Here is a 17,564-nt window from a genome sequence, read left to right on the forward strand (position 1 = left end):
AGTTCCTTCTGAGTTCATCGGTTTTCGAGGATTAGAAACCCCCTAAATTTCGGAAAATTACTCGGATAGAATCGGAACAAACGCCAAAATTTAGACTAACTTCTCGGAATTCAAGGGCTCGGTCAACGCGCGATTACCCTGCAAGGATTTAGACTAATTGGGGGACAATATCAAGCCATTTCTCCCAATGAACAGGGTTATCTGTGGAGTGAACAGTTAGGATTATATTTAGGCATATTTGACCGTAAACTGCGTTATTTTACCGCCGATGGTCAATTAGTCCCCACTCCTCAAGAAGCGGAATTAGAGCAAAGACAGGCAAAAGAACAGGCTCTTTTAGAGAAAGAAAGGGAACGACAAGCTAAGGAAAAATTGGCCCAAAAATTGCGAGAATTAGGCATCGATCCCGATACAATTTAGGGGAAATATTATTTTCTAGTAACTATGGTGACAGCAGCGCCCCTAGTGGGTGTAATTATGGGCAGTGATTCCGACTTACCCACCATGAAAGAAGCGATCGCAGTTTTAGAGGTTTTTCAGATTAGCCACGAAGTCGCCATCGTCTCGGCCCATCGTACCCCCGAAAAAATGTTTGAATACGCCAAAAACGCTCATAGGAGGGGAATAAAAGTGATTATCGCCGGAGCCGGCGGCGCTGCCCATTTACCCGGGATGGTGGCATCTTTAACCCCCTTACCCGTGATTGGGGTTCCCGTAGTCACGCGCACTTTACAAGGGTTAGACTCTCTCTATTCAATTGTACAGATGCCCGCAGGCATTCCCGTGGCCACGGTGGCGATCGGTAATGCCAAAAATGCCGGACTTTTAGCGGTTCAAATTCTCGCCACCGGTAATGCCGATCTTTTAGAGCAAGTTATCGCCTATCGTCAATCCCTCACCGATTCCGTCCTCGAAAAACAAAGCAATCTTCAACGACTAGGCTATCAAGACTATCTAGAGCAGAGTTCACCTAAGTAGGGTAGATTGAGAAAAGATTAAGTAACAAATTATGAAGTAATTATGCGTTGGATCACCGCTTGTGTATTGAGTCTATTGCTCTTTTTTGCCCTACCCATAGCGGCTTATGCCGATAGCCCGACTATTAGCGAAGAACAGATTAGAGAAGGGGAAGTTATCGCCGAAAAAGCCCTAGAAGCCACAGAAAAAGGGGATTACGCCCAGGCCGAAAGCTATTGGACCCAATTAGTCGCCAAATTCCCCACTAACCCCGCCGTCTGGAGTAATCGCGGCAATGCCAGAGTCAGTCTCAATAAATTAGAGGATGCGATCGCTGATTTTAACCAAGCGATCGCCATTGCCCCCGATGCCCCCGATCCCTACCTCAATCGCGGCACCGCTTTAGAGGGAGAAGGCAAATATCAAGAAGCGATCGCCGATTATAATAAAGTTTTAGAACTGGATCCCAATGATGCCTTTGCCTATAACAATCGCGGCAACGCCGAAGGCGGTTTAGGGGACTGGGAAGCCGCCGTCAAAGACTATCGCCAAGCCACTCAACTAGCCCCGAATTTTGCCTGGGCGCAAGCTAATCTGGCTCTGGCCCTGTACGAATTGGGCAGATATCCAGAAGCAGTCCAAAAAATGCGGAATATTGCCCGCAAATACCCCATGTTTCCCGATGTCAGAGCGGCCTTAAGCGCCGTTTTATGGACCCAAGGACAACAGGGAGAAGCGGAAAGCAATTGGGTAGCCGCCGTCGGCATGGATACCCGCTATCAAGACCTCGATTGGGTAAAAAGCGTGCGCCGTTGGCCGCCAAATATGGTTCTAGCCTTAGATAAGTTTCTTAACTTAAAGTAAAGAAGGACTAAATATTAACTTTTCTAGCAGTAGCGGGACTGAGGGGCAAATTATCCGGAAATCGGCGACTAAGATACAGTTGAGATGTGCTGGGTTGTACTGCATTTAAACTGCGTCGGGGAAATTTTAGTACAAATGCTCAAACTGCCTCGACCCAGCTCCGGCTCCCCCAACTCCGGTGGGGTTAAATACAGAAACTTGCAACTTTGACACCGCCACTGTCACTATCACCCCTAAGAGATGAAGTGTAAACTAATTAATTTGCTATCATTTCTGGACGACCAGCTACTGTTCCCCGTTCCCCAAAAAGAAAACTTTGTACCTTACCACTAAGATAACTGCTGTATCTGCAATGGCCTTTTTTACTCTCACTCACATTAACCATGACCGAGCCAACCCAATTAAACTATCACGATACCTATTCTTGTCCCGTCTGTCGCCATGGTAAAATTGCCGCTTTACCCCTCATGGAAGCCTATGCTTGTAACTTTTGTCAACACATTTTTACTGCTAATTTAGAACAACAAGTTTTAAAAATGGCCGATAGTCAATTACCCTTAACTTGGTATTGGAATGGTAAGTATTGGCAGGGTTTACCGAGAGAAGGAATGGAGATGGCAGGTTTTTACTTAATTATCGGTTTAGGATTTGTGATTTTTCCCACAGCAATTGTGGCTACGGGAGCCTATCTTTTTCCTCCAGTCGAGGGGAGTCCTTTGTCATGGGTGCCTCTATTTTGGTCGATTTTAACCTTTATTTGCCATGCTATTTGTTTACTCTGGTTAATGATCGAATATTATCAGTTTCCCGTTAATATGTATCTGCGGGCCTTGGCCCGTCGTTGGCAAAATTCTGTCGTCACTAGATTATTATCCTAGGAAACATTCAATCCCAGAAAGGGGAGCAGGAAGTGGGGTGTAGGGTGTGGGGATAAAAAATCTGATCACTGATAACTGTTCCCTAAATTATCCCCAAAGGACAAAATTGACCCGATAATTCTAGTTTATTGTTTTGCAGCAGATATAAACCGTATTCAATTCCTTCTACTACTGCTTGATAGGAAGCTTCTAAAATATTACTAGACACTCCCACGGTAGTCCATCTTTGTTGACCGTTACTCGACTCGATTAAAACCCTAGTTTTCGCTGCCGTCCCTGAACCACTATCGAGGATTCTCACTTTATAATCGGTCAGGTGAAAGTTAGCAATTTCGGGATAGAATTTGACTAAAGCCTTTCTTAAAGCCCGATCTAAAGCAGCCACGGGCCCGTTACCCTCGGCCACTTCTAATAAATCTTCCTCTTTTACCCGTACTTTAATTGTTGCAATCGCATTACCACTATCCCGGAGCATATCACAATAAACTTGGAATCCTTTTAATTCAAAAAGGTGGCTTCTCTGTCCCAAAGCTTCCCGCATTAATAACTCAAAACTAGCTTCGGCTGCCTCAAATTGATAACCCTCACTTTCCAAGATTTTTAAACGTTCCAATATTTGCCGACAGGTGGGATCATCTTTATTCAAATCGATGCCAAAACTGCGCGCTTTCGCTAACACATTACTTAATCCCGATTGGTCAGAAATGACGATGCGGCGCTGATTCCCGATCGCTTCCGGGTTAATATGTTCGTAGGTGAGGGGATTTTTCGCCACCGCAGAAACGTGAATACCGCCTTTATGGGCAAAAGCGGAGCGTCCGACGAAGGGAGCGTGATCATCCGGGGCTAAATTGACCATTTCGCTGATTTTTCGGCTAGTTCCCGTCAATCGGCCTAATTGATTTTCTTCTAGGCAAGAAAAGCCCATTTTTAACTGAAGATTGGGAATTAAAGTACATAAATTGGCATTGCCGCAGCGTTCCCCATAACCGTTAATTGTGCCTTGAATCATGCGTGCGCCCTCGTTAACTGCCGCTAAGGAGTTAGCCACGGCGGTTCCTGCGTCATTATGGGCATGGATGCCTAATTGAGGCGCATTTTCCTCATCGGGATCGATGCCCAATTGCTCCCGCACTTTCTCCACAATCGGGGCGATTTCTTGGGGTAAAGTGCCGCCGTTGGTATCACAGAAAACTAACCATTCGGCCCCAGCAGCCCTGGCGGTTTTGAGGGTTAAAAGGGCGTATTCGGGGTTATTTTTGTAACCATCAAACCAATGTTCGGCATCATAAATGACTCGTTTTCCCTGACAGCGTAGATACTCGATCGTATCTCCTATCATGGCTAAATTCTCCTCCAGACTGGTTTTTAAGCCCTCTGTGACGTGCAGATCCCAAGATTTGCCGAAAATTGTCACCCAACGGGTTCTAGCGGCGAGAATGGCGGTTAACATCCGATCTTCCCGGGCCTCGACATGGGGGCGACGAGTGGAACAAAAAGCGACTAATTCCGCTTGTTTTAGGGGTTCTTCGTGCAGTTTCCAGAAAAATTGACCGTCTCTAGGGTTTGCGCCCGGCCAACCGCCTTCGATAAAAGGAATACCCATTCTATCTAATTCCCTGGCGATTTTAATTTTATCTTCGAGGGAGAGGGAAATACCTTCTCGCTGGGCCCCGTCCCGGAGAGTAGTGTCATAGACCCAAATGCGCTTACCATTGTTCATATAAATAGTCAATAGGTGTTAATATTAATTAATAACTGTAGCAAGTTAAAATCACGCCCCTAATGCCTAGAATAACAGTTTACGGTCAAACAATCACCTGCGATCGAGGTGCAAATCTCCGTCGTATATTATTAAAACATGACATTTCTTTGTATAACGGCGGTTCCAAGTTAATCAATTGTCGCGGCATCGGCAGCTGTGGAACCTGTGCGGTGGCAATTGTGGGCGAAGTTTCTGCTATCAATTGGCAGGAAAAAGCGCGTCTTTCTTTACCTCCCCATAACCACGATAATAACCGTCGTCTTGCTTGTCAAGTCAAAGTTTTTGGTGATATCGAAGTTACTAAATACGATGGTTTTTGGGGACAAGGAGACTCAGTGATCACTGATCAGTGATCAGTTTTGAGTTTTCAGTGAACAGTATTAAGTATTAAAGTGTTAAAGTATTAAGTGGCAAGTTCGGAGCCTTCTTTTCACTGTTTACTGTTTACTGATTAAGGTTATCAAATGAACGAGACAATAACTTTTCGGATATCACCAATAATTCGGGTAACTTTATTAAGTTTATATGTGGCGTTAACCATCCCTTTACCCTTTTTAGCAAAAGTCACTAATTCCCCCGTTAATCCCAATTTTCTCTGGGTAGGAATTAGCTTAGGATTAATCGCTTTATACGGAGCTTTAAGTGAAAGAGTCATTTTATCAGAAACAGGGATACAAGTTACCTATCCCCAATGGTTTCCTGCTTTTCTTCGCTCTGGTTGGTGGTTAAATTGGACAGATATAAAAGAACTTAAATGTCGCAGTACGGGACAGGGTGGTTTAGTTTATTATTTCCTTGATCGCTCCGCGGAAAAAGCCTATTTATTACCGATGCGAGTAGTGGGGTTTAATCGCATGGTCAAAATAATCGAGGAAAAAACTAACTTGGATATGACCGATATTCGCCCCCTTCCTCAGCCTTGGATGTATGGAATTCTTTTTATTCTCACCCTATTTTTATTATTAGTCGATGCTTGGACTATTGCTACGGCGAGAACTATGATTCCCTAATAAATTCGGCTCAAAACGTAATCTACTAGCTCGATTAACACATCTTTTGAGGGAGAAGAAGCTAAACATTCAAGGTGTTTTAAGGCACTTTGTCCGTATTGAGATGCTAATTCTTTTGAGCGAGGAATACCTTGGCTAGAGTGAATAAAATCAAGAGCTTTTTCGATGTCTCCTTCCTGACTAAATTCCCGCTCGATTAACACTTCTATATAGGGATTTTCCTCCATAGCAAAGAGAGCGGGAGCGGTGATATTACCACTGATCAAATCGGAGCCAGAGGGTTTTCCTAATACTTCCGTAGGGGAGGTAAAATCGAGAATATCATCGACGATTTGAAAAGCTAATCCTAAATCGCGACCATAATTATATAAATGATGATTAACTTCGGCCGATTGCTCGCTTAATACCCCAGCCGCTTTGGCACTGTTGGCAATTAAAGAAGCAGTTTTGTAGTAACTTTTTTCTAGATAAGCTGCCAAGGAGATACTGGTATCAAAGCGATTAATTCCCTGTTGAATTTCCCCTTCAGCAAAATCGCGAATCACTTCTGAGAGCAATTTTACCACTTCTAAATTATCTAAATTAGCTAGATACCAAGAGGATTGAGCGAAAAGAAAATCCCCCGCTAAAACCGCCACGCGATTGTCAAATAAACTGTTAACGGTGGGAACACCGCGCCGCAATTCTGCCTCATCTACCACATCATCATGGACGAGACTGGCAGTGTGGATCATCTCCGTGATTTCCGCTAATCGACGATGACGGGGAGTGATATCCTGGTCTAACATGGTAGCGCGAGACACTAACAACACGATCGCCGGTCGAACGCGTTTACCACCGGCCTCGAACAAATGTTCTGCTGCCGCCGCTAAAATGGGATGACGAGCGCCGACGAGGTTTTTTAAGTTATTGGTCAAAAGACGGAGATCATCGTCAACGGGTGCGAATAAAGAAGTTGTTGGGATCATTGGTTAGCCAATTGGCGAGATAGTTACGAAAGTTTACATATCCTTACATTTATTTTAAGCTAACCGTCCAGACTAGGGAAGGGGAAGCATCAGTAATCAGTGAGGGGTTGGGGTTTTAGGGTTTTAGGGTTTTAGTTGAAATTCCCCCACCTCCCCACACCCCACACCCCACACCCCACACCCCACACCCGACACCCCACACCCGACACCCCACACCCCACACCCCACACCCGACACCCCACACCCGACACCCCACACCCCACACCCCACACCCGACACCCCACACCCCACTTCCCTGGTCCCTAATCTTTTTCCCGACAAAACTCTTGTCATTGTCAAGACTCTAGGGTAACTTGTATATAAAAATTAATAAAGCGAGAAGTATTAGAACGATGTTGAGACTAATTAGCGACTTTGACGGCCCGATAATGGACGTATCGGAGCGATATTACCAAGTTTATCAAGACTGTTTACAGAAAACCGCCTATAAAGGTCAAATTATCGGGGAATTATCGAAAGCGGAATTCTGGCAGTTAAAACGGGATCAGGTTTCTGAGAAGCGTATCGGGGAAATGTCAGGATTAGATGAAGATCAAGCGCGTAAATTTGCCCATCTTCGTCGTCAAACTGTCCATACTTTACCCTATCTTGTCCACGATCGCCCGGTGGTTGGTTCTTTGGAAACTCTCCAGAAAATCCAAGATTTAAAGATCGATTTAGTCGTGATGACGATGCGGCGGGTATCCGAGCTAGATCATGCCTTTAATCGCCACGATATCGGTCGTTTTTTCGCCGCTAATCGTCGTTATTGTCTAAATAACAATTACACCAAAACCAACGACGTGCGCGACAAAACCCTGCTTATGGCTAAGGCCGCTAAAGAACTGCCGGCGGCTGCCGATACTTGGATGGTGGGGGATACGGAAGCGGATATTGCCGCCGCTAAAAGCCAAAATATTAAGGTTATTGGCGTATTATCGGGGATTCGCAGCCGTTCCCGTTTAGAGAGCTACGAGCCTGATTATATCGTCAATAACCTTGGGGAAGCAGTGGACGTGATCTTAGGCTCCCTACGAGCGATTGGTTAACGGAAAAAACTACTAATCACCCAAAAGATCAGAAAAGTGACGAGCGCATAAATTTGGCGATCACCGAAAATGTTCAAATCAGCCTTGGCCGCTAAACTGGCTAATCCCGCTCCCAGAGCGACTCCTAGCACTAAACCAGCGAGAGTGAATAGTAAGGCGCGGCCAAAACGTTTTTCCTTGCGGTTGAAAAAATAGATATTAACGAAAACGCCAAAAGCTAAGAGCAGCGGTAAGAGGGAGCCACTGGGATCGGGAACTAACAGCGTTATTGCTCCTAAACAAGCGTAAATCACTGCTGGTACACCGATATCCCGTGCAGAAGGTGTATCGATTAAGCTTTGCCACCAGTGAGGAGATTTGCTGCTAGTAACCGGTTTACTTTCCACCGGAATCGTCAGACGTTCAGGAAAACGAATGCGATCGGGAACTTTAATTCTACCCTCCTGTCGCATCCGCAGTCGATCCATGAGGACGGAATCGTAGGCCGACTCGATCAATTCGACAATTTTGCTATCATTTTGATACTGTTGCACCAGTCTTTGTTTGGCCTCTTGAATTTCTTCAAAAGAGGATTCTTCAGTAACCCCAAGTTGTTCGTAGGGATTCTGTTCACTCATGAACATACCTCCTTAATTATGCTCCCGATAGTCATGATCTTAACCCGATGTTCTGTAGTTTAACTTGAGATCCAAGCTTATTTAAATTAATTAAGTTTAGCGAAAATCTGAGCAGAATCGATCGCTTCGTAGGGATAACCACTGGCATCTAAAAGGCTTTTTTCGGCGATTTCTCCTTCTTTAACGATAATTAAGCGGTTTTTGCCCCCGTAGGCTTTAATTGTGACAATTTCTAAAGCAAATAACCCCGGGGAGAAACGGGGATTTATGGCCCCATCGTACTCGAATTTACTCTGCATTAACTGCAAAGCATAGACGCTACTGCTATCAAAGGGTGCTGCATCTCTCATCGTTTTGGCCCGCACCACCGGGATTAAATCACCAAAGGGAATAGAAATCTTTTGCAGGGTGCGATCAAATGTATCAAAAGAATAACAGTAACCGATGCCATCCCAACGTCCTTCACAGCGCAGAATTAATTTATAGCGTTTTCCGTCCCCTTGTACCTGTAATTCTATTCCCTCGTAGTTAGATAAATTTAGGGGAGGATTCAGGTTTCTGGTACGAACTGAGGCAAAACCACCGTTATTTTCGGTTCTAACGATACCGGAAAAGAGCGCTCGTCCTCCGGTTAGGGTTATCTGACTCTCACTCACTCCTCCCATTACCACATCATCCACCGCACCCCAGATTTCTTTTATATCACTGCTGGGATTGCTAAAGTCAAAGAGGGTTTTTTCGGCGGTTATCCCAGCATTTTTCAATAAATCGAGTAAATTAGCTAAACTATGGCGGTTATTCTCCCCTTGACAGTAGATAATTCTCTCAATCCCTGTGAATAATTGCGGGGTTTGCAGAGCAAATAAATCGACATTTTCAGCCAATAATTGACGTGCAGACTCGATATTATCGACTAAAGCGCGGATTTGATAGTTTTGCTGCTGTAGTTGGGTGATTACTTTTCTACCGATCGCATTTTCCCCACCAATGACTAAAATGGTCTTCATCCCTTGCTCATTTGTTAGCTGATTTTTTTTATCTTCCCCGAAACCGAGCAGCTTTTGCAGACAACTCCACAGGGGAATACTATCAAAATAGTCTAGAGTTTGCCAAAATCTCTGAAAATCCCAGCTTTTTGACTCAGCCATAACTTTTCTCTCCTCAAAAGGTACTGATAAAGTTAGTCTAACCAAACCAGCTTTAATCCTTGCGGCAAAGCTTTCCTTTTCGTCCCTATTTCTTTCGCTCGTTAATTTCTCTGAAAACCCCTATATATATTTAGGCACGGATTCCCATTATATAAAAAGTATAAGTCAAGTCTTGGCTTTTGTCAAGCATTTTGGTTGAGATTCTTTTGGGTGTAAGCTGTACTGAATTTAAATTACTTGTTGAGATAAGGCACTCTTGCAATAGGTAAGAGGAAGGTATAGGGGAAGCGCGGAGATGGGTTTTAAAGTTCGATTGGGAGTTCATGAGAACGAATGTATCAAATTTAAGTCCCCCTTTTTAAGGGGGATTTAGGGGGATCAAATTTTTGTCAGTCCTTTGGGATGCTTTTGGGTGCGTTACGCTTCGCTAACACACCCTACTGGACTGTTTCAGCTAAAATAGGACAATAGATTTCGGCTTAAAGTCTTAGATTATAAAATTTATAGCATTTTTCTAATACACCAAATTAGCTGAAACAGTCCACTACATTTATATTTATTTTATTTCCCCCTCTATTATCCTGATTTCCTCCTCGCTTAATCCATACAATTCATACACTATTTTGTCAATCTCTTTTTCTAACTCGCTGGTGTCAGCTTTGGGATTAGATTTTTTAGCCGTGAGAATTTGATCTACAAGTGCAATTATAGGTTGCTGTTGTTCTTGACTAATTATAGGGATTAAAATCTGTCTAAAATATTGCCAAATTAACTGATAACCATTTTGAATAGCTGTACAATACTTAGAAATTAGCCACCAGCCCATTTTTGAGTTAAGAATTCCTAGTAAAAATTTATCTGGCTTTGATATGATCCACATGGAATTATTGCAGTATAATCCTTGTTCATCATACATAAAACACGGTTTTGTTTGAAAGCTTTGATACATTATCTTAGGTTTTTCAAATTCTTGCCAATATCTAATATTATCTTGAGTTTCAAACCATCGATTACTAGACTTTTTACGACTGCCTTTTTTTCCAGATTGTTCTAATCTTTCACGTCCAAACTTGAGAAGATGCTCTTTGATTGCGGGGTAACTATCAATATCAATATTCAAAGCGGGGAAAGTGCTTATTAACCATAAATCATCTCTTAATGTATACCATTTATCTATAGTTCTGCCACGCAAAACAGGTTTAAGTATTTCTGAAGACTTTGGATCAATTATTAATATTTCATTTCTTATTTCATTATCGATAAAAAATGCTTCTGTTAAGCCTGTTTTAATTCCATAATGAGCCTCTTTTCCAATATATTCATCTAAAGAAACACATTTTTTGCCAATCTTGATAAGCAAATTTTTTTCTATCTGTGGGGATATTATCCAGCCATTATCGTCTAATTCTTCGATATTCAGAACATTAAAAATATTATCCAAATAAGCCTTAAAATTGTTCTTAAAACCAATATTTTTAACTATGGCTGAAAGAAAGTATGATTGATTTTTATATTTTGATGCCCTAATAATACATGGATAAGTAGTGGCTTCATCAAATAATTGCCAACTCCCAAAATCGATAATAGCTAATAGCTGATTTTTTAATAGTAGTTTCCTTAAGTTTGTTCCATAACCAGCTTGCATCCATTTATTAGGCAAAATATAGCAAAAATTGCCTTTTTCATTTAAAATTTTAAATCCCAGTTCAACGAAGAAAACATATAAATCGGCAGTTCCTGAATAAGCTACAAAATTATTCTGCAAGATAGGTTTAATATTTTTGAGTTCCTCCTGTCGGATATAAGGAGGATTACCTATAATGACATCAAAACCGATAAAATTCCCCTTATCGTCTAGGACTTCGGGGAACTCGAAGCGCCATTCAAAAGCATTATGATAAATCTTACCGCTTTCAATCTCCTCCAGTTGCGGACGTAACTTATCAATCTCATTCCTTAACTGAATAATCTTCCTTTCCCGCGCTTTCTTTTCCTTGGGTGACTCCTCAAATAACAAAATTTGATTCTCTAGACTATATAAATCCGTTTCCAAACCGCGCAAGCGCTTTTTCAGAGGATTATCTAACTGTAAAGTCTGACGAAAACTACTCTTAATCTCACTTATCAATCTCTCCATCTCACGCTTTTGCGATTTATCCTCCGCGTTGCGATAGACTCTCACCGCATCCTTATAACTCTCGATACTTAAACGACTTTTGCGAGAAAAGACTTGTAAATCATTGGATAACCCAAAGCGACTAATCAGAGAATTGCCAACCTTGATATTAATATCGATATTCGGTAGCGTCTCTAACTCGTTATCTGCTTTGTAGTAAGCATTCTTGAGTAACTCAATCCATAAACGCAGACGACAGATTTTCACCGAGTTGGGATTGATATCGACTCCAAAGAGACACCCCTCAATCAGACGCTGTTTTTCCTGAAATAAAGTCTCCTGTACGCGCTGACTTTCTCGGTTGCGGGGATTATACTCAAACAGATTACCGTCATCATCGGTGACGATTAACTCATCGTTCACCACCTCAACCCGATAATCCCTGAGAGTTTTCCCCTCTTTATCCACTAAAATCTGTAACTCACTCTTAATCGCGATTATCTCGTTCAAAGCAGAAACAAGAAAATGTCCCGAACCCACCGCAGGATCACAAATTTTGAGACTATTGATAATAGCATTGGCTGCCGTTTTGTCTTTGATGCGGTTATACACATCCTCGATTGTCTGACAATCCCATCCCTGACTCTGGTTAAATTTCTCTATCACTGCGCGTCGAATCGTTTCCCGACACATATACATAGTGATGAAACCGGGGGTGAAAAAGGAACCATCCTTATATCCGTTGATTTTCTCAAAGATTAATCCCAACACCGACGCATTGATAAGAGTCTTGTTATCCTCCTGTATCGCTTCCCCACCTTCGCTGCTAAAATCGTAGGCGTTGAGAAACTCGAATAGGTATGCTAAAGCGTTGATTTCTCCTGTTCGCTTTTTCCCCTGACTATCCTTTAAGACTGTTCCCGCAAAAATCTCTAAATTCTCCGAACGCAGGTTACTGATAACTATGGTTGATTGTTCTAATTCCGTCGGTTCAAATAGGGAACTGTTGAGATAGGGAACCTGAGTATAGATATTCTGGATGTCTTTGCTTCTTTCTGACTGTTTTTTTGCTAAGACGCTGAAAAATAAGCGATTTAAGTCGTCATAGTTGGCAATTTTGCCTAAATTGAGAAACCCTAGGGATTTATCCCCCCGATGATACCTAATTATCTGCGCTTCTAATAGTTTGAGGAAGAGGATTCTATTTATCCAGGTTATCCCCAACTCTAAACCGATATTCAATAGTCTCTCCTCCTCCGTCTCCCCAAATTCTTCGGGATTGGGTAAACGAGAGATTTTATCTAAACTCTCTACTTGACTGATAGCGTTCTCTAGCAGCGAACCGGGTTGACGAGCTGCTGGTTGCAGACGTTGGATGAGTTTTTTTCCTCCCTCTTTTATCTCTGTCAATCCGATGATATGCAGCAGTTCACTATAAAAGTTTTTGTCGAGACTGTTGCTATCGTTCGCAAAGGGGAGTTTTAAGAGGTGTTCGGGAGAAAAGATTTTATAGAGACTGATAAGGTTATGTTCGTCCTCCCGGATGGTTTGGGAGTATTCCCGCAAGTCAAAATGGGTGTATGTCAGGGAATCGAGTCTGGAGTTAAGGAAAGGTTCCCCTATCTGTTTGTAGAAGAAGTCGGTGGTTTTTCCCGTTAGTCTCCCCGTCTCAAAGTCATTAAACTGTCTGACAAGTTCCTGATTTTGTGCGAATAGTCTCTCGAAGATATTCCCATCGAAGATAAACCACTCATATATATTGGTAGCAATCAGGTGTTTTATCTCTAGGTTTTTCTCGGTTATTCTTTCCCGAAGGAAGTAGAGGAGTAATTCTTGTAATGCTTTACAGTTGAGTTTGTCTCTCCGCAGCATCTCGCTTTTATTGCTGGGTTTCTTGACTTCCAATATCACCCCCACGGAATCCCGCGACTCTTTCCCATTATGGATGACTAAATCATTCCTTCCCTTGGTGTTGATGAAATGTTGGGGACTATAGTAGCTGTGTTTGAGAAAGTCTGCAAGCAGGTTTTTGTGGAACTCCTCCGATTCTGTCTCGTTGATACTCCCCAAAAGTTGTCCTAGGTGGGTTTGAAACTTCTCCACCTGACTACGACTCGGTTTGACTCTCAGGAATGCTTTGTTTAATGCTTGTCGGGGAGAGAAATTTTCTGTCTTCATACCTTATATCCTCTTCCTACTCAACCCGGTTTTTGAGTCTATTTTTTTCTCTCTTATCTTCCCTCAAAAACCCTATATATATGGGCGCACGGATTCCCATTATACATAAAGTCTAAAGCAAGTCTCGCCATTTGTCAAGGGTTTTTAGAAAAAAATCGAGCCGATTTTATAATCACCGTAACAACAATTCAGATCGTAGGGATAATTCCGTAGGGATAATTCCGTAGGGATAATTCATGAATTATCCCTACTCAGGAATGCTTTGTTTAATGCTTGTCGGGGAGAGAAATTTTCCGTCTTCATACCTTTATCCCTATTCCTACCCATCCCGATTTTTGAGGCTATTTTTTTCTCTCTTATCTTCCCTCAAAAACCCTATATATATGGGCGCACGGATTCCCATTATACATAAAGTCTAAAGCAAGTCTCGCCATTTGTCAAGGGTTTTTTAATCGACGCTCCCATCGCACTAAGTGCTTCGGGATTCTTGGTTCAACAAGTCCACTTAAACTAAATACCTGGCAATGTTTAGCTTAGAGGTGGTTCTCACCCCTGCGCATTACTTTTCGTGCGCTCCACGACCACCCGATCTAGGCAAGGGGGGGTGACAAAATTTGCTGGAATTGAAGTGTTAGCTTCAAATACTGCTTTGTCTAGTTCCTGTGGACGAGAAGCGATAATACATGACCATAGAAATAATCCCCGCAAGCTTTGCCAAGTAAAACTTACCCGAATAAAAAAAGCAATTTTAACAAAAAATATTTTTGCTTTGTTCGATTCTATACCATGTAAGGTTTTCAGCTGATTAAAACTACTAATTTGCTATAACCAGTCCAGAAGAGCCAACGGGAGGAAGTCGAAAAAGTTGTGGAGTTAATTAACAATCGTCCCCAAAAATGTCTTGACTATCGAACCCCATTTGAGGTATTCTATGAAGTACGCTCGGATAAGCTGTACTGCATTTAAACTGCGTATTGGAGATTTTAGTACAAACCCTCGAACTACGTCTAGCTGCTCCCCAGCAGTCTTAAGGAGTAATTTAGATAGTCAACAGCTTAGTGATGCAATTCAGATTTGAATTGGCGAATCCAGCAAATTATTATATACTGCAAATTTTTTTTAATCATGCCACAACAACCCTTAATCGCTAAAACCCTGACAGAGCCAGCCATGACTCGCCCTGCACAAAATAGTTTAAATGTCAAGCTTTTTAGAAAAATATTTTTATTGTCTCCCCTGTTGTTTTGGGAATTATTTGGTTTAGCAGTTAGCTCGGTGAAAGCAGTGGAAAACCTGCAATGTCCTGTCATTTCTAGGGAAGAAGTTGATACTAATGCTCTCAAAAGAGAAATTGCTAATTATTCAGCTACTCTGCGAGCCTATCCTAGCGATCTTCGTACGATTAAACTTTATCTTCAACGGGGAATAGCGCGAGAAAAAATCAACGATCGAAACGGTGCGATCGATGATTTCAGTCAATACATTTGGTATAGTAATTATAATGCTCCCGCATTCAAGGATCGACAGTTAATAGCTCAAGCCTATTACCAAAGAGGTGAGTTAAAGTTAGCCATGGCGATTGAGGAAGAAGAAACCGCTATAGTTGAGGAAATCCCTGTTATTGAGGAAGAAACCCCTATAGTTGAGGAAATCCCTGTTATTGAGGAAGAAACACCCCTTATTGAGCCAGAAAGACCAATAAGGAAGCAGCATCAGCTAAAATTATTAGAAGCTGCTCAAGCAGATTTTCAGCAAGCCTTTAAATATAATCCCAATAAAAGTGAAGTTTACTTTAACCTAGCAATTGTTGCGTCTTTGCTCGATTATCAATCCTTGGCTTTAGATTATTATCAGCGTTTTATCGGTTATGAAACTGAAAATTATCGCGGCTATTATCATCGAGGAAACCTCTACTCTCGCTTAGGCAATTATGCAGAGGCCATCAAAGATTATGATCTGGCTATTTTATATCAACCTGATCTAATTGAAGGCTATTATAATCGTGCCATAGCTTTAGAAAAGATAGGGGGAAAACGAAAGGCTTTTAAGGATTACAAAATCGTTTTAAGATGCTCACCTAACTTATTTTTAGCCAAGAATGCTCCTAGCAGTTATCAAAACCGTGCCAGAGTACAAATTGAAATCGCTGACGAGGAAGTAGAATTAGCCAATTTATCTTCTAATTACCTGCAAGGATATCAAACAGCGATCGAGTATTATAATGGAGCCATCAAAGACTTAGCACTTGTCATTCGTATTAATCCCAACTATGATAAACTTCCCCATTCTAGAGCATTTCTTAAACGGGGTTATGCTCACCTAAGACTCAACAATAATCAAGGGGCAATCCAAGATTATAACCAAGCAATTTATCTGCAACCCCAAGACGCAAAAGCTTATGTATATCGGGGGTTAATGCGAGCCAATAAATATCAAGAATACGCAGGAGCTTTAGAGGATTTTAGTGCGGCAGTTGCAAGAAATCGTCATGATGCAGCCGCTCACTATCATCGGGGATTAGTGCTGTATAAATTGGGGCGTTATCAGGAGGCAGTAGATAATTATAATATTGCCTTAGCCCAAGATGATCGGATTAATATACCTAGTTTTACTTCTCGCTCTGTCTGTAGCGAAAATATCCGAGAATCTGCGGAAAGAAATTATTTTTATAACTCCAGAGAAACTGATTTTCGTCCTAATTATAATGTCTCTTGTCATGCTCATGCCCGGGGAGATGCTTATTTTGCTCTGAAAAATTTTGCCGCGGCCGAAAGAGATTATACTACTTATATAGTTGCCTATCCTAACGATCCAGAAGGGTATCATAAACGGGCCAATGCGCGTTTTGAAAAAGGGGATAAACAGGGAGCGATCGAGGATTATAATGTATTCCTACAAAAAGTCCGTGATGCGAGAATTTTCTACAGTCGTGGTAATAGTAGCGCTGACGTGGGAGATGACCAAGTAGCGATTGCAGATTATCTGCAATCTTTGAGCATTAATCCTATCGATGTGACAGTGTATAGTAATCGGGGAAATGCACGCACGGATACTGCTAGTATTCCCGATAATGTACAAGTAACACCGAGAATATCGGAGAATCCGATCGCCTATAATAATCGTGGTATTATTCGACGACAAACTGGGGATAAGGAAGGTGCTTTAGAGGATTTAGATAAGGCAATTAGCTTGAATTCCAATAATCCGATCGCCTATAATAACCGAGGAGTTATTCGCTTTGATTTGGGAGATAATACTGGTGCTTTGGAGGATTTAAATATGGCTATTTCTCTCCAGTCTAACTATGCTGAAGCTTACTATAATCGAGGTTTAGTTAAGGAAAAAATGGGCGAGAAGAAAGAAGCGATTGCGGATTATCAATTAGCAATTACTTATCAGCCTAATTATGGCGAAGCTTATTATAACTTGGCTCTTGCCACCTACGATGATAAAAATCCTAGTAGCCGAGTAGCGAGCCTTAACTATTTGCAAAAAGCCGCTAATGCTTTGATAAAAACTGGTAATTTAGAACTGTATGAACGCACAGTAGAATGGATGCTAAAAATGCAGTAATTTGTCTAAAAAAATAAGCTCAGGTATGACATTCTCCGTCGCTTTAGTGCAGTAGGAGAGTGGGGAGAAGGGAGAAAAAGGCTGATAACTGATAACTGACGACCGGCTCCCCAAAACGAAAACTTCGTACCTCACCATGAAGATAGCTGCTATATCTAAAATCCTTATTCATCCCCCAAATAAGCTTCAATCACCGCAGGATTGCTCCTAACTGTGGCTGGTTCTCCCAAAGCGATTAACTTACCGAAATCTAACACGGCAATGCGATCGCATAATCCCATCACTAAAGGCACATGATGTTCGATTAACAGGACAGTTAAAGCTAAATTATCACGAATTTGTCGAATTAGCTGACTTAATGACCCCTTTTCGCTGGGATTCATCCCGGCTGCCGGTTCATCG

Annotated in this window: 14 protein-coding genes and 2 pseudogenes; 10 read left to right on the forward strand and 6 right to left on the reverse strand. The window is 42.0% G+C overall.

The features are described 5' to 3' along the window. Positions 1–132: 132 nt before the first annotated feature. The 4 genes and pseudogenes from O9300_RS11760 to O9300_RS11775 all read left to right on the forward strand — a co-directional run. A pseudogene (locus O9300_RS11760) lies at positions 133–420 on the forward strand (Uma2 family endonuclease); the annotation flags it as partial. A gap of 24 nt (positions 421–444) precedes the next feature. After that, entirely contained in the window at positions 445–978 is a 534-nt protein-coding gene (gene purE, locus O9300_RS11765) for a 5-(carboxyamino)imidazole ribonucleotide mutase (RefSeq protein WP_012263785.1), read from the forward strand. A 42-nt stretch (positions 979–1,020) separates the two neighbouring features. After that, positions 1,021–1,821 carry a tetratricopeptide repeat protein gene (locus O9300_RS11770; RefSeq protein WP_002761720.1) on the forward strand — a complete coding sequence of 267 codons (801 nt, stop codon included), beginning with the start codon at positions 1,021–1,023 and terminating at the stop codon, positions 1,819–1,821. Positions 1,822–2,204: 383 nt separating this feature from the next. After that, complete coding sequence (locus tag O9300_RS11775) at positions 2,205–2,699, forward strand: hypothetical protein (RefSeq protein ID WP_002797423.1); 495 nt, start codon at positions 2,205–2,207, stop codon at positions 2,697–2,699. A gap of 82 nt (positions 2,700–2,781) precedes the next feature. Here the strand turns inward: O9300_RS11775 and cimA are convergent, their stop codons facing one another. After that, a complete protein-coding gene (cimA, locus tag O9300_RS11780) occupies positions 2,782–4,422 on the reverse strand; it encodes a citramalate synthase (protein ID WP_287971792.1) in 1,641 nt (546 codons plus the stop codon). Between the two features lie 62 nt (positions 4,423–4,484). On the opposite strand from cimA, the gene O9300_RS11785 reads away from it, so the two are divergent. Next, entirely contained in the window at positions 4,485–4,817 is a 333-nt protein-coding gene (locus tag O9300_RS11785) for a 2Fe-2S iron-sulfur cluster-binding protein (RefSeq protein WP_287971793.1), read from the forward strand. A 111-nt stretch (positions 4,818–4,928) separates the two neighbouring features. After that, on the forward strand, positions 4,929–5,474 hold the full coding sequence (locus O9300_RS11790) for a hypothetical protein (RefSeq protein WP_287971794.1): 546 nt from the start codon (positions 4,929–4,931) through the stop codon (positions 5,472–5,474). Here O9300_RS11790 and sds read toward each other — a convergent pair. After that, positions 5,471–6,442, reverse strand: a complete 972-nt coding sequence (gene sds / locus O9300_RS11795; RefSeq protein ID WP_287971795.1) for a solanesyl diphosphate synthase — start codon at positions 6,440–6,442, stop codon at positions 5,471–5,473. The genes O9300_RS11790 and sds overlap by 4 nt on opposite strands. Before the next feature lie 135 nt (positions 6,443–6,577). Between sds and O9300_RS11800 the strand changes: the two genes are divergently transcribed. Together O9300_RS11800 and O9300_RS11805 are read left to right on the forward strand one after the other, a co-directional pair. Continuing rightward, positions 6,578–6,748 (forward strand): hypothetical protein, encoded by a 171-nt coding sequence (locus O9300_RS11800; RefSeq protein ID WP_287971796.1) that lies wholly within the window; start codon positions 6,578–6,580, stop codon positions 6,746–6,748. Between the two features lie 86 nt (positions 6,749–6,834). Further along, complete coding sequence (locus O9300_RS11805) at positions 6,835–7,530, forward strand: HAD family hydrolase (protein ID WP_287971798.1); 696 nt, start codon at positions 6,835–6,837, stop codon at positions 7,528–7,530. Here O9300_RS11805 and O9300_RS11810 read toward each other — a convergent pair. The 3 genes from O9300_RS11810 to O9300_RS11820 all read right to left on the reverse strand — a co-directional run bounded on the left by O9300_RS11810 (position 7,527) and on the right by O9300_RS11820 (position 13,589). Beyond that, positions 7,527–8,147 (reverse strand): CPP1-like family protein, encoded by a 621-nt coding sequence (locus O9300_RS11810; protein WP_287971800.1) that lies wholly within the window; start codon positions 8,145–8,147, stop codon positions 7,527–7,529. The genes O9300_RS11805 and O9300_RS11810 overlap by 4 nt on opposite strands. Positions 8,148–8,233: 86 nt before the next feature. Beyond that, positions 8,234–9,295 (reverse strand): CIA30 family protein, encoded by a 1,062-nt coding sequence (locus tag O9300_RS11815; protein ID WP_287971802.1) that lies wholly within the window; start codon positions 9,293–9,295, stop codon positions 8,234–8,236. Positions 9,296–9,851: 556 nt separating this feature from the next. Next, positions 9,852–13,589: a class I SAM-dependent DNA methyltransferase gene (locus tag O9300_RS11820; protein ID WP_287971803.1), complete on the reverse strand. Its 3,738-nt coding sequence runs from the start codon at positions 13,587–13,589 to the stop codon at positions 9,852–9,854. Between the two features lie 849 nt (positions 13,590–14,438). Between O9300_RS11820 and O9300_RS11825 the strand changes: the two are divergent. Next, a pseudogene (locus O9300_RS11825) lies at positions 14,439–14,555 on the forward strand (IS30 family transposase); the annotation flags it as partial. Between the two features lie 159 nt (positions 14,556–14,714). Next, positions 14,715–17,162: a tetratricopeptide repeat protein gene (locus O9300_RS11830; RefSeq protein ID WP_287971804.1), complete on the forward strand. Its 2,448-nt coding sequence runs from the start codon at positions 14,715–14,717 to the stop codon at positions 17,160–17,162. A gap of 164 nt (positions 17,163–17,326) precedes the next feature. Here the strand turns inward: O9300_RS11830 and O9300_RS11835 are convergent. Continuing rightward, the coding region (locus tag O9300_RS11835) for an ABC transporter ATP-binding protein C-terminal domain-containing protein (RefSeq protein WP_502846395.1) at positions 17,327–17,564 on the reverse strand (238 nt) is incomplete at its 5' end.

The sequence above is a fragment of the Microcystis sp. LE19-195.1E genome (assembly GCF_027532095.1).
GTDB lineage: Bacteria > Cyanobacteriota > Cyanobacteriia > Cyanobacteriales > Microcystaceae > Microcystis > Microcystis aeruginosa.